This is a genomic window from Amycolatopsis sp. WAC 04182 (assembly GCF_003947465.1).
GTDB lineage: Bacteria > Actinomycetota > Actinomycetes > Mycobacteriales > Pseudonocardiaceae > Amycolatopsis.
Genome location: NZ_QHJJ01000002.1, coordinates 1,301,481 through 1,314,351, shown reverse-complemented (window position 1 = coordinate 1,314,351; position 12,871 = coordinate 1,301,481). Strand labels below are relative to the sequence as shown.

Sequence of the window (12,871 nt, the reverse complement as noted above, 5' to 3'; positions counted from 1 at the left end):
CCTGGCCACTTGCGTGACCAGGGGTTTCCCTCTGGCGGCGTGCCCCCGGCAGGACTTGAACCTGCGACCTAGAGATTAGAAGGCTCTTGCTCTATCCAGCTGAGCTACGAGGGCCGACGTCGGCGACGTTGGGTGTCGCCCAGCATCGGCAGCTTAGCCGTCGCCAACCTGTCGATCGTTCGACACCGCCAGATCGTTTCAGGTCGAGCCCACCCTTTTTTGGAACGCCCGTGAGCGCGTCACGACGCGGGGTGACGCGCTCACGGGCCGGGGCCGCTTCGGGGGAGCGGCCCCTGGGTTCGCGCAGGTCGCGAGTCGACTCTTTCGCGAGCGACCGGCGCGAACCGCCGGGGTGGTCAGTCCCAGATCTTGAGGGCGCGGATCACGAACGGTCCCTGGGGCACGTAGGTGCCGCCACCCGGATAGGTGATGAAATCTCCCTCTGTGGTGCATTCCTCGCTCTGGTAAATCGTCACGTCCCGGCTCAGCCGGTTGACGAACGAATGCCCGTCGAAGCCTTCGGGTAAGGGAATGCATTCGTCGGGATTGGAGGTGCGCAGGTCGAATTTGTGCACCGCGCCGCCGTACGAATCTTCGCCCCAGACGCAGAACTCGCCCTTCTGGCAGGCGGGTTCGGGCGGCGCCGTGGTGGCGCTCGCGACTCCGGTGCTGGTCAGCAGGCCGAACACGGCCAGCAGGAGCACGTGCGGGAGGCGGGCGCGCAGGTTCGTCAAACGTCGTTGCATGGTGGTTCTCCCCCGTGAATCGGCGGCTCGACCGCCGTCGGTGAATGTGTGATTCCACGATGGCGCGCGGGGAAGGGTTTGTCTGCCCGCATTTCTACTTCTGTGGATAAGTAGTAGTGCGCCGCTCGATCGGGGCGAGTTGTCCACATATCGCCGGGGCCGCCTTGCGCGTGCCGAAAGCGGGTGCTACGCGGGCGCGGTGGAGTCCCGGACGACCAGTTCGGCGGGTACCTCGGCCGGCGCGGGGACCTTCTCCCCGCGCAGCAGGCCCAGCACCAGTTCGCCGGCCGCCCGTCCCTTGGCGGAGAGGTCCTGCCGGACCGTCGTCAGCGGTGGTTCGGACCACCGGGCGGGCGGGACGTCGTCGTAGCCCACGACCGAAAGGTCGCCCGGGACCGACAGGCCGAGCTGCCTGGCGGCCGAAATCGCCGCCAGTGCCAGGAGATCCGACATGCACAGCAGCGCCGTCGGCCGTGGTCGCCGGTCCAGCAGGCCGAAAGCGCTCGGGAGGGCTCCTTCGACCGACAGCCCGGACGCCTCCCAGATCGGCACGTCCGCCGCCGGGATCCCCGCCTCGGCCAGCGTCTCCAGGTAGCCGGCCATCCGTTCGCGGTTGTCGTGGAACCGGCTGTTCCCGGCCTCGGCCACGCTCAGTTCGCCCCCGCGCGGCGCCGAGAGGCACTGCGCCGAGAAGATCCCGATCCGGCGGTGCCCGAGCTCCACCAGATGCCGGGCGGCGGCGGCCGCGCCGGCCCGGTCCGCGACGCCGATCCTCGCCGAACCGCGGATATGGGGCTGGTCGATGACCACCAGCGGCAGGCCCCGGTCCCGGACCGCGGTCAGCGCCGGCGCGCCGTCGGCCAGCGAATACGCCACCGCGATGTCGGCCTGCGCGGTCAGGATCCGCTCCGCGCGCGGCCCGCCGCTCTCGCCGTCGCCGGGAAGCAGCAGCAGGGCGTGGCCCTCGGGATCGACGACGGTCGAGAGCGCGTCGAGGGTGACCGACAGCGCGGGATCCGAGAACGCCGTCGAAAGGTTCGTGTCGAGCAGGACGGCGATCGCGCCGGTGCGGCTGGTGGCGAGACTGCGGGCGGTCGGGTTCGGTCCCGCGTACCCGATCTTCTTTGCCGCGCGAAGCACCTCTTCCCGCAGCTGGGCGGACAGCTGATCGGGCCGGTTGTAGGCGTTGGAGACGGTCGCGCGCGACACTCCGACGGCGTCGGCGACATCGTCCAACGTCGGCCTTCGCCGTCGGGTGCTGGTCACCGCGGCAGTCTAGTCCCGGCAGGGGCCGGTGGACTTTCTGAAGCGCTTAAGTCATTCTGGGGGAAGGGGAATCGAAAGGAGACTGGGGTCTATGCGTGACCGTACGGCCGTTTTCGTCGTGTTCGCGCTCAACGGGGCCGCGCTCGGCTCCTGGGCGCCGCGGACACCGGCGTTGTCGGAAAGGGTGGACGCGTCTCCGGGGGTGTTCGGGCTGGCCCTGCTGGGCGCCAGCGTCGGCATGCTGATCGCGGCGTCGGTTTCGGGGCGGCTGATCGAGCGGTACGGCGCCCGCGCGGTGGTCGCGGGCAGCACGGTCGTCGCCTGCGCGGCGTTGCCGATGATCGGCTTCTCGACGTCGGTCGCCCTGCTCGCCGGGGCGTTGTTCGTCCTCGGGGCGAGCGTCGGCGCGCTCGACGTGGCGATGAACGTCGCCGGAGTCGAGGTGGAGCGCGGGTCCGGACGCGCGATCATGCCGATCTTGCACGCCGGATTCAGCTTCGGCGCGCTGGCGGGCTCCGTCGCCGCCGGGTTCGCCGCGTCGCACCAGTGGTCGCCGGGGAGGCATCTGACGGTCGCCGCGCTGGCCGCCCTGGTGGTGCTCGCCTTCGTCATCGCCGCCGTGCCCGGCGCGCGGCCCGTGCACACCGAACCCGTCGAGAAGCCGCGAGTGGCGCCGATCAAACGTCCCGTCCTCTGGCTCCTCGCCGCCATCGCGCTGTTCTCGGCGATCGCGGAGGGGGCGAGTTCGGACTGGTCCGCCCTGCTGATGACGTCCGTGCACGGGGTCGGCGACGGCGCCGCCGCCTTCGCGTACTCGGGGTTCGCCCTGGCCATGGCGCTCGCCAGGCTCGCGGGCGCCTGGCTTCAGAACCGTTTCGGCGCGACACGCGCGCTGGCCGTGGGTGCCGGGATCGCCGCGGCGGGGCTCGTGCTCGCCGCGCTGGCCCACGTCCCGGTGTTCGGATTCGTCGGCTTCGCGCTGGCGGGGGCCGGGCTCGCCGCGGCCTTCCCGATCGCGTTGAGCCTCGCGGGCGCGTCCGGCAAACGCGCCGACGGAACCGGAGGTGAGCGCGAACTGGCCTTCGTCACGGCGATCGCCTACACCGGCTTCCTCGCGGGGCCACCGCTGATCGGCGGGATCGCGCAGGTGACGTCGCTTTCGGTGTCGTTCCTGTTCGTCGGGCTGACCGCCGCGCTGATCGTGCCGTCCGCGGTGGCGGCGGCGCGGGCGCGGAAACGGGAGGAGGTCGCCGAACCCGTCGCCCGTTGACATCCCGGTAAACTGAGATGAATGCGCTTCGGTCGCTGTTTCAGTGAGGCTAATCCGGGAGGGTGCTGATGCTCGGGGGTGGCGGAGGTATCCCGGCGCGACTGGTGCGGACCACGATGCCCTGGCTGGTCCTGGTCCCGGTGGCGTTCCGGCTGGCCATGCTGGTGCAGGCGCTGTGGGTGGCGGGCCTGGGGTCGTCGCTGCTGTGGACGTTCGTGGCGCTGCATCTGGTGCCCAACGTCGTCGCGGCCGTCTGGATCTTCCGCTGGTCCGCGGCCGGGGCGAGGCTGGTTCCGTTGGTGGACAGCGTGTTCGCCGTGCTCTTCGTCCTCGGGGCCGCGCCGTTCGCGCAGGACACCGCGATCACGTCGATCACCTGGACCCATCTGATGGGCACGGTGATGGTCTGGACCCTGCTGCGCGGCGCGACGGCCGGGGCGCTGGCCGTCGGCGCCGCGGTGCTGACACACACCCTGCTGGACCCGGCTTCCTCGCTCGGTCTCCTCCTCACGCTCGGAACCGCGCTGGTGGTGTCGCTCGCGGTCGCCGGCCTGGTCGGCGCGTCGATGCGGTTCGCGGTCGGGTTCGGGGAGCAGCAGGGCAGGGCGGCGGAACGCGAACGGCACCGCCGCGACGTCCACGACACCGTCCTGCAGGTGATGGAGTCGTTCGCGATCCCCGCGCCCGCCGACGAACTCGACCCGGCGGCCAGCCTCGACCGCGTCCGCCGGACCGCTCGCGCCCAGGCGATGCGCATCCGGATCAGCCTCGAACACGAATCCGCCGCAGGGATCGGGCTGCACCAGCGCCTGCGGCTGCTCGCCGCCGAGATGGCCGCGGAGGGCCTGCGCGTCGAGGTCGTCGTTCAGGACGACGCCGCGCCGGAGCTTTCGGAGGAGGCTTCCCTGGCGCTGCACGACTCCGCCAGGGAAGCCCTGCGCAACGTGGTGAAGCACTCCGGGACCAGGCGCGCCGTCGTGAGCATCGAAGAGATCGGTGGCGGAGTCTCCTTGACGGTGCGTGATCACGGCGCCGGTTTCGACGTCGGCGCGCGCAGGCGCGGCTTCGGCCTCGAGAACTCGATCATCGCGCGGATGGCGGAGATCGGCGGATTCGCGCGGATCGAATCCAGCCCGGGACTGGGAACGAGGGTGGTGCTCCTCGCTCCCTCAGTCCTGAGTCTCCCCGTCGGGTGAGTCGCGCCATTGGCGGAACGGACGGTCCAGCGTCCACTTGCCGTCCACCCGCTCCACGACGCGGAATTCGCAGGTCTTCGGGTTGGACAGGGACTCGAAGAGCTCGATGCTCCAGCCGAAGAGCCGTCGGCACAGCAAACGGATGGTGAGCCCGTGTGAGACGACCAGCACGGTTTCGGGGTGATCTTCGCCGCACGCCGCCAGCTCGCTGAGGAACGCCGCGACCCGGTCGTCGACGTCCGCCCCGGACTCGCCGAACGGAAGCCGGTAGAAGAAGTGGCCGAACTCGTGGCGCCGGAGTTTCTGGACCTCCTGCTCCAGCGGGTCCTGGAGGTTGCCCCAGTCCTGTTCCCGCAGCCTCGGTTCCGGCACGATCCGCTCGCAGACCTCCCCGATGTCCAGCAGCCGCAACGTTTCCCGCGTCCGCAGATACGGGCTGACGTAGACCGCCGTCCGCTGCCCGCCGAGGACCTCCGCGATCTCCGGGCCCGCCAGCTTCGCCTGCTCACGACCGGCGTCGGTCAGCGGCAGGGCGTGGTCGGGGATCCGGGTGTAGGCGAGCTCGTCGACGTTGCCGAGCGACTCGGCGTGCCTCAGCAGGATGATCCGCACGCCGCCATCTTGCCGGTTGCGCGTCCGGCATACCCTCGTGACGTGCCTTCAGACCCCGAGACGAAACCGGCCCCACCCGCGCGGAAGGCCGGTGTCCTGCCGCTGGTGTCGATCGGGGCGCTCCTGGCCGCGGTGGTGGCCGTCGGCCTGGTCGCGCTGACCGGTGGCGCCGGTTACGTCATCGCCGGACTCCCGGACCCGGGCCTGGTGACCCGCTACGGCATCACCGTCGTCCGGGTGCTGGCCGAGGCGGCTTCGGTGCTGTGCGTGGGTTCGCTGCTGCTCGCCGCGTTCCTCGTCCCGCCGCAGAAATCCGGCACGCTCGCGGCCGACGGTTACGCGGCCATCCGCGTCGCCGGCGCCGCGGCGTGGGTCTGGTTCTTCGCGGCCGCCGCGTCGATCTTCTTCTCCGCGGCCGACGGCGCGGGCCGCCCGTTCACCGAGGTGCTCTCGCCGCAGGTGCTGGTCGATCTCGTCGACGCCATCGAGCAGCCGAAGGCCTGGCTGTTCACCGCGTTGATCGCGTTGCTGGTCGCGCTCGGCTGCCGTCTCGCGCTGACCTGGGGCTGGACGACGGTGGTCTTCTTCCTGTCCGTCGGCGGCCTGGTCCCGGTCGCGGTCACCGGGCATTCCGCGAGCGGCGGCTCGCACGACATGGCGACCAACAGCCTGCTGTACCACCTGGTCGCCGCGGCGTTGTGGGTCGGCGGTCTGGTGGCGCTGCTGGCGCTCGGCTGGCGCCGCGGCCAGAACCTCAAGCTCGCCGCGACGCGGTTTTCGAAGCTGGCGCTGGTGTGCTGGATCGTGATGGCGGTCTCCGGAATCGTGAACGCGCTGGTGCGGATCAGGATCGCCGACCTGTTCACCACCGACTACGGCCTGCTGGTGGTCGCAAAGGTCGTCGCGTTGCTGCTGCTCGGCGTCTTCGGTCACCAGCAGCGGCAGAAGGGGGTCGCCGGGCTGGTGAACGGCGCGGGCGGCGGTCAGCTGCTGCGGCTCGCCGCGGTCGAGGTGCTGATCATGTTCGTCACGATCGGCATCGCCACCGGGCTCGCGAAGACACCGCCGCCGCAGGAATCGCTGACCCAGCCGTCGACCACGGAACTGCTGATCGGGTACGACCTCTACGGTCCGCCGACGGTCTTCCGGCTGCTCACCGACTGGCGGTTCGACCTCGTCTACGGCACTCTCGCGCTCGTTCTCGCCGGGCTGTACCTCGCCGGGGTCCGGCGGCTGCGGCGCCGCGGCGACACCTGGGCCACCGGCCGGACGGTCGCGTGGCTCGGCGGTTGTTTCGTGCTGCTGATCGCGACGTCGTCCGGGATCGGCCGGTACGCGCCCGCGATGTTCAGCGTGCACATGGGCAACCACATGTTGCTGTCCATGGTGGCGCCGGTGCTGTTCGTGCTCGGCGGGCCCGTGACGCTCGCGCTGCGCGCGCTGCCCACGGCGGGCAAGGACGCCCCGCCCGGACCGCGTGAATGGCTGCTCGCCTTCGTGCACTCGCCGCTTTCGCGGTTCCTGACGCATCCGATCGTCGCGCTGCTGCTGTTCGTCGGTTCCTTCTACGGCCTGTACTTCTCTGGCCTGTTCGATTCGGCGCTGAACTACCACTGGGCGCATCTGGCGATGAACGCGCACTTCCTGCTCGCCGGGTACGTCTTCTACTGGCCGGTGATCGGGGTCGACCCGGCGCCGCGACGGCTCCCGCCGCTCGGACGGCTGGGGATGATGTTCGCGGCCATGCCGTTCCACGCGTTCTTCGGGATCGCGCTGATGAGCATGCAGACCGTGCTCGGGCAGGACTTCTACCGCGGGCTGAAACTGCCGTGGGTCACCGACCTCCTCACCGACCAGCGGCTCGGCGGCGGGATCGCGTGGGCGTCCGGTGAGCTGCCGGTGCTGCTGGTGCTCGTCGCGCTGCTGGTGCAGTGGGCGCGGCAGGACGAGCGGGAGGCGCGGCGCCGGGACCGCCGCGAGGAGGCCTCCGGGGACGCGGATCTGAACGCCTACAACGCGATGCTGAAGAAACTCGCCGATCAGGGGCGGGGGCCGAATTCCGGCTCGTAGCGCCGTTGGCCGCAACAGGACAACCGGGCCGCGGCGCCCGCCACGGTGGGAACCTGGGATTCAGTGGCAGGTTCACCAGCGTGGGGAGAGCGCAGTGGCAGACGTCGGAGCAGCCGTCCGCAAGCTTCTGGAGCAACGGAACCTCTTTCTCAAAACGGAACATGACGGTCGCGAAAAGATCGTGTACGTGTGCGTCGACGACGGGGCGCCGGGCGGCTTGCCGGTCGGCCATGTCATCGGGAAGGCCGGAGGGGTGTGGCTCGCCTACGCGCGGGTGCCGCAAGGCGACTACTTCGGCAGCGCCCAGGTGGCCCTCGGGTTGACGACGTGCGACGAAGCCGTCCGCGCCGTGCTCGACCACGCTCGGTACAGCGACATCCTGCGGGCCGTCGAACGGTCTTCGGGCGGCGTCGCGAAGACCTACACCGCCGTGGTGGATCCGGGGCACGCCGAATGGCTCGGCACCCTCGAGGAACCCGCGGGCATCACCCTGCTCGGCGACGGCAAGGTCCGCTTCACCGAGTCCGCGATCGCGTACCTGCGGAAACCGCCGCCACCGCTCTCGCTCTTCGTCGAAGTCCAAGGCGATCGGCTGATCCTCGATTTCATGACGTACGACCTGACGCCGGACCGGTAGGTCTCCTACCACAGCTCCGCGGCCGCGGCCGTCGTCCAGCCCGAGTTGTCCACAGGAAGCCCCCATCGCCCGGAGTTGTCCACAGATCCGGTTTTCGTCCCTTTCCGCCCTCGAGTCCGAGGCAATCTGTGGTCAAGGGAAACGCCGGGAAGGTCCCGGAACGAGGAGAAGGGCGAGTGTGATGGCGATGGGCGAAACGTGGGTGACCATGATCGGCAACCTGACCAGCGAACCGGTCCACCATCCGGAGCGGGTGCACGGGCACGACGTCGTGTCGTTCGGCCTGCGGAGTGTCGAACGCCGGTACGACAAGGAAAGAGGGGAGTGGGGCGAGGGGCGGCAGCTCGCGGTCAAGGTCACCTGCTGGCGCAAGCTGGCGATGGCGGCGTTCTCCTGCCTGAGCAAGGGCGACCCGGTGATCGTGGCCGGGCGGCTGCGCGGTGCCGAGACCGCGGAGGAGATCCCGGCGCCTCTGGGTCTACCTGAGCTTGAGGCCTTCTCCATCGGGCCCAACCTGGCGCGTTGCTCGGCCGAGATCCACCGGTTGGGACGCGACCGGCCGAGAGCGATCCCGCCGGTAGCGCCGCCCGTCGGGAATCCCATGGTCACCGCGCTGGAGGAGGCGCCCGTGGGGTGAGGTTCCGATGCTCACTCAGTGATATCGGGCTGACTGTCGGTAGCTCGGTGGTGACCGCCGTCAAGGCCGCGATCGCCTCGCTCTACGATCGTTTGCATGGCCGAGTTCATCTACACCATGAAGAAGGTGCGCAAGACCGTTGGGGACAAGGTCATCCTCGACGACGTCAGCACCGCGTTCTACCCCGGCGCCAAGATCGGCGTGGTGGGGCCGAACGGCGCGGGTAAGTCCACCGTTCTGAAGATCATGGCGGGGATCGAGCAGGCCAGCAACGGCGAAGCCTTCCTCCAGCCTGGCGCCAGCGTCGGCATCCTCATGCAGGAGCCGGAGCTCAACGAGGAAAAGACCGTCCGCGAAAACGTCGAAGAGGGCCTTGGCGACATCAAGGTCAAGCTCAACCGCTTCAACGAGGTCGCCGAGCTCATGGCGACCGACTACAGCGACGAGCTGATGGAGGAGATGGGCAAGCTCCAGGAGGAGCTCGACCACGCCGACGCGTGGGAGATCGACTCCACGGTCGAGCAGGCCATGGACGCGCTCCGCTGCCCGCCGCCGGACGAGCCGGTCACCCACCTCTCCGGTGGTGAGCGTCGCCGGGTCGCGCTGTGCAAGCTGCTCCTGTCCGCGCCCGACCTGCTGCTCCTCGACGAGCCCACCAACCATTTGGACGCCGAAAGCGTGCTGTGGCTGGAACAGTTCCTGGCGAACTACGCCGGCGCCGTCCTCGCCGTCACCCACGACCGGTACTTCCTGGACAACGTCGCCGAGTGGATCATGGAGCTCGACCGCGGCCGCGTCGTCGGCTACGAGGGCAACTACTCGACGTACCTGGAGAAGAAGCGCGAGCGCCTCGAGGTCCAGGGCAAGAAGGACGCCAAGCTCGCCAAGCGGCTGAAGTCCGAGCTCGAATGGGTCCGGTCCAACGCCAAGGCGCGCCAGACCAAGTCGCGGTCCCGGCTCGACCGCTACGAGGAGATGGCCGCGGAGGCGGACAAGCACCGCAAGCTCGACTTCGAAGAGATCCAGATCCCGCCGGGGCCCCGGCTGGGCAGCGTGGTCGTCGAGGTCGAGAAGCTGCGCAAGGGTTTCGACGACCGCGTGCTGATCGACGGGCTGTCGTTCGATCTGCCGCGCAACGGCATCGTCGGCGTGATCGGGCCGAACGGTGTCGGTAAGACGACCCTGTTCAAGACGATCGTCGGGCTCGAAGAGCCGGACGACGGCCGGGTCAAGATCGGCGAGACGGTCAAACTGTCCTATGTGGACCAGAACCGCGGCGGGATCGACCCGAAGAAGACGGTATGGGAGGTGGTTTCGGACAAGCTGGACTACATCCACGTCGGGCAGACCGAAATGCCCTCGCGTGCCTACGTCAGCGCGTTCGGTTTCAAGGGGCCGGACCAGCAGAAGCCGGCGGGCGTGCTCTCCGGTGGCGAGCGCAACCGGCTGAACCTGGCGCTGACCCTCAAGCAGGGCGGGAACCTGATCCTGCTCGACGAGCCGACGAACGACCTGGACGTCGAGACCCTGGGCTCGCTGGAGAACGCTCTCGAGCAGTTCCCCGGCTGCGCCGTGGTCATCTCGCACGACCGGTGGTTCCTCGACCGGGTCGCGACGCACATCCTCGCCTGGGAAGGCACGGACGAGAACCCCTCGCAATGGTTCTGGTTCGAAGGTAACTTCGAGGGCTACGAGAAGAACAAGGTCGAACGTCTCGGTGCCGAGGCGGCTCGTCCGCACCGCGTCACCCATCGCAAGCTGACCCGCGACTGAGGGCCGGGGGTTCCCCGTGGAAGCCAGCAAGCGCCAACGGCCGGGCTCGCCCACCACCATGGTGGGTGGGCGGACGGCTGCCACCGGGGGAACCCTGTCCGCTGTCGGCAGGTTGATCGAACGCGCGGACGCCCTGCACCTGAGGGCGCCCGAGCTCGCACTGGTCCTCGGGGAGCGCGCGGCCGCGCTCGCCGAGGCCGCCGGTGCCGACGAGCAGTGGATCCGCGCGGAGAGCCTGGTGGTGAGCGCCCGGGTTCGGCTCGGTGGCCGTCCCCGGACGGTCGGCCGGGCCGTGGCCGCCCTGCGCGCCGCGGAACACGCGGGCTACGGCGACATCGCCGCCCGGCTGAGGATCGACCTGGCGGTCTGCGCGCGCAGCGTGGGCATCCCGCTGACGGGCCTGGCGGTACTGCGTCCGTTGCTGGCCGATCCGGCGGTTTCGGCGTCGCACCGGGCGGAGGCGTTGTGTCACCTGGTGGGCTGCCTGGCGCAGTTCGGCCGCAAGGCGGAACTGGACCGGGTGCTCGCCGAGGCGGACAAGCTCGTGCTCGGCGACGGCTCGATGACGGCGGATTCCCAGTTGCTGATCCGCGCGCTGCTGCGGGTCGGGGTGTCGGCGCACCGACGGCGGCACGGTGACCTGACGGCGGCCGCCGACGCCGCGCGGACCGGGCTCGGCATGCTCGAAAAGCTCGGGAATCCCGACGACGACGGAGGTCTCGTCCGGATCAGGCTGATCCTGCAACTCGCCTGCACGTTGCTGGACCGGGGCGACACGGAGATGGCGCTGGAGGTCGCGCAGCCGATCCTCGCCGCGCCCGTCCGGGCCGCCGGGATCGCGCCGGCCGCGTGGCTGCGGCTGGCGGTGGCCACTCGTGTCCTGCTGCCCGCGGGATCCGGTGAAGCCGCGGGAATGCTCGTCCGTGAGGCGGTCGCGGGGGCCGAGGACCACAACCTGCACGCCGTCACGGCACGGCTGTGGCTGGAACTCGCGCAGATCGAGGAACGGCTCGGCCGGCCCGAGGAGGCCATCGGCTGCCTGCACCGTTCGCGCGCCGCCGAGCATCTGCACGCCCGTGCGCGCAGGCAGGCGTGCAACGTCCTGGTCGGCGAATTCGGCGCGGCCGAGAACGCCGCCGTCGACCTCGACGACGTCCTGAGGGCCGTCGCCGCGCGGCCGTCCGCCGCCGTGGCCCCCGTTCCCGCGCCGGAACCGGCCGAAGTGACCGCGGTGATCCCGGCGATCGACGCCGCGCCCCCGAAGCGGGCCGCGGCCGAGCCGCCGGTTCGCCGTGAGCCCTCGCAGCCCGCGCGGCAGAGCAGGCATGCGGAACCCGCGCCGGCGCGGCACAAGCCGGTCGAGCCTCCGCGCCCCGCCGTGGAACGCCCGGTGGAGCCTCCCGTGGCTCCGGTCGCGGCTCCGGTCGCAGAAAAGAGCGAAACGCCGGTGCTGAAACCACCGGCTCGCCCCGAGCCCGCCAAGGAAGCGGTGGCGTCCGACAGCGACTGGCGCCGTCGGGTGCCGAAGAAGGTCAAGCCGTCGATCAGGTTCGAGCCCAAGGCCGAACCCGTCGCGCCGAAACTGATGCCGCCGCCGAAGCCGGAGCCCGCGCCGCGGCCAGAACCGGTCTCGCGCCCCGAGCCGGTGTCGCGCCCGGAACCGGAACCCGTGCGCCGTCGCCGTCAGGAGGAGCCCGCGGGTCGCGAGACCGTCGCTCCCGAACCGGCGATCGCCCGGCCGGAAACCCCGGCTCCGGTCACGCGGCGCCGGGCCGAGGAGCCGATGCCCGTCGCGGCGCCGGAACCCGTCCTGCCGGAACTGCTTCTCGCTCCCGAGCCCGCCGCCGAACCACGGCCGCGCGTGGCGGCGGAGACCCGGCCGCCGGGCACCGCCGCGCCGTTGTGGGAGAGCGACGAGTGGGCCGCCGAAGAGCGGGCGCGCCGGTCCTCGGCGCCGGTCTCGCGCAAGACCAGGCACGACGCCGAACACGGTTCCGTGGCGGCGAAATCGGTACTGGACCGGCTCGGGATCTCGAGCACGGGCGGGCAGGGCGGTGGCCGTCGTCGCGCGGACGCCGCCGCGGATCCCGTGCACCCCGAACCCGTCGCCGAAGAACGCGCCGACACTGGCCGTGCCCGCCGGGAGCAACCTCCGGTCGAGTACAGCGAGCCCGCAGTCCCGCTCGCGCCGCCGCCTCGGGAGGACCCGGCGCCGTCGCCGGGAAGCGGGGCAGGGGAAGGCCCTCGCCCGGGCGCGAAGGAAGAGGTCGCGGATCCGTGGCTGCCGCGGTTGCGGATGCCGCCGGCGTTGGACCCGCTGACCGACACCGGCTCCTGGCGTCCGATCACGCCGTTCCCGGAGAGCTACGCCCGCGCGATCGCCGAGGACGAGCCGCCGCCGGACGCCGGTCTCGCCGACCTGCTCGCCCGCGCGCTCGCGGAGCACCAGGCGGGCACCGCCAGCGCCGCCGCCCTCGTGAAGCAGCTCGGCTCCCAGGACTCGGGAAAGCGTCCCGTCAACGGCCACGACCGGCACCGCGCCAACGGCAGCGACTGACCCCGGGCGGTAGCAAAGGTCCCTTGCTCCCACCTCGGTGGGAGCCGTGATCGACTTGAACGATTCAGTCGGCCGGGCGAGATCGCCCGAACCGGCACCGCGCGGCA

10 protein-coding genes and 1 tRNA gene are annotated in these 12,871 nt (G+C 70.7%); 7 read left to right on the top strand and 4 right to left on the bottom strand.

All coding sequences use genetic code 11. The features are described 5' to 3' along the window. Positions 1-40: 40 nt before the first annotated feature. The 3 genes from DMH01_RS13375 to DMH01_RS13365 all read right to left on the bottom strand — a co-directional run bounded on the left by DMH01_RS13375 (position 41) and on the right by DMH01_RS13365 (position 1,982). Positions 41-114, bottom strand: a tRNA-Arg gene (locus DMH01_RS13375). Between the two features lie 242 nt (positions 115-356). Further along, positions 357-746, bottom strand: coding sequence for a peptidase inhibitor family I36 protein (locus tag DMH01_RS13370; protein ID WP_125676424.1), 390 nt, complete (start codon positions 744-746; stop codon positions 357-359). A gap of 186 nt (positions 747-932) precedes the next feature. Continuing rightward, on the bottom strand, positions 933-1,982 hold the full coding sequence (locus DMH01_RS13365) for a LacI family DNA-binding transcriptional regulator (RefSeq protein WP_125676767.1): 1,050 nt from the start codon (positions 1,980-1,982) through the stop codon (positions 933-935). 121 nt (positions 1,983-2,103) lie between these two features. Here DMH01_RS13365 and DMH01_RS13360 point away from each other — a divergent pair, with 121 nt between their 5' ends. Further along, positions 2,104-3,282: an MFS transporter gene (locus tag DMH01_RS13360; RefSeq protein ID WP_125676422.1), complete on the top strand. Its 1,179-nt coding sequence runs from the start codon at positions 2,104-2,106 to the stop codon at positions 3,280-3,282. A 62-nt stretch (positions 3,283-3,344) separates the two neighbouring features. After that, on the top strand, positions 3,345-4,478 hold the full coding sequence (locus DMH01_RS13355) for a sensor histidine kinase (RefSeq protein WP_125676420.1): 1,134 nt from the start codon (positions 3,345-3,347) through the stop codon (positions 4,476-4,478). Here DMH01_RS13355 and DMH01_RS13350 read toward each other — a convergent pair. Next, positions 4,452-5,090, bottom strand: a complete 639-nt coding sequence (locus tag DMH01_RS13350) for a histidine phosphatase family protein (RefSeq protein WP_125676418.1) — start codon at positions 5,088-5,090, stop codon at positions 4,452-4,454. The two genes, DMH01_RS13355 and DMH01_RS13350, sit on opposite strands and share 27 nt — an antisense overlap. 42 nt (positions 5,091-5,132) lie before the next feature. Between DMH01_RS13350 and DMH01_RS13345 the strand changes: the two genes are divergently transcribed. The 5 genes from DMH01_RS13345 to DMH01_RS13325 all read left to right on the top strand — a co-directional run bounded on the left by DMH01_RS13345 (position 5,133) and on the right by DMH01_RS13325 (position 12,764). Beyond that, a complete protein-coding gene (locus DMH01_RS13345) occupies positions 5,133-7,160 on the top strand; it encodes a cytochrome c oxidase assembly protein (protein ID WP_125676416.1) in 2,028 nt (675 codons plus the stop codon). A 94-nt stretch (positions 7,161-7,254) separates the two neighbouring features. Further along, entirely contained in the window at positions 7,255-7,797 is a 543-nt protein-coding gene (locus tag DMH01_RS13340; protein WP_125676414.1) for a hypothetical protein, read from the top strand. A gap of 187 nt (positions 7,798-7,984) precedes the next feature. Next, entirely contained in the window at positions 7,985-8,434 is a 450-nt protein-coding gene (locus DMH01_RS13335) for a single-stranded DNA-binding protein (protein WP_233621493.1), read from the top strand. Between the two features lie 96 nt (positions 8,435-8,530). Beyond that, positions 8,531-10,207: an energy-dependent translational throttle protein EttA gene (gene ettA / locus DMH01_RS13330; RefSeq protein ID WP_125676410.1), complete on the top strand. Its 1,677-nt coding sequence runs from the start codon at positions 8,531-8,533 to the stop codon at positions 10,205-10,207. Between the two features lie 16 nt (positions 10,208-10,223). Continuing rightward, positions 10,224-12,764 (top strand): hypothetical protein, encoded by a 2,541-nt coding sequence (locus DMH01_RS13325; RefSeq protein ID WP_125676408.1) that lies wholly within the window; start codon positions 10,224-10,226, stop codon positions 12,762-12,764. The last annotated feature ends 107 nt before the right edge of the window (positions 12,765-12,871 follow it).

Coding starts and splice junctions, on each gene's coding strand:
- DMH01_RS13360 (WP_125676422.1), top strand. CDS start 2,104: ATGCGTGACCGTACGGCCGTTTTCGTCGTGTTCGCGCTCAACGGGGCC.
- DMH01_RS13335 (WP_233621493.1), top strand. CDS start 7,985: ATGGGCGAAACGTGGGTGACCATGATCGGCAACCTGACCAGCGAACCG.
- ettA (WP_125676410.1), top strand. CDS start 8,531: ATGGCCGAGTTCATCTACACCATGAAGAAGGTGCGCAAGACCGTTGGG.
- DMH01_RS13370 (WP_125676424.1), bottom strand. CDS start 746: ATGCAACGACGTTTGACGAACCTGCGCGCCCGCCTCCCGCACGTGCTC.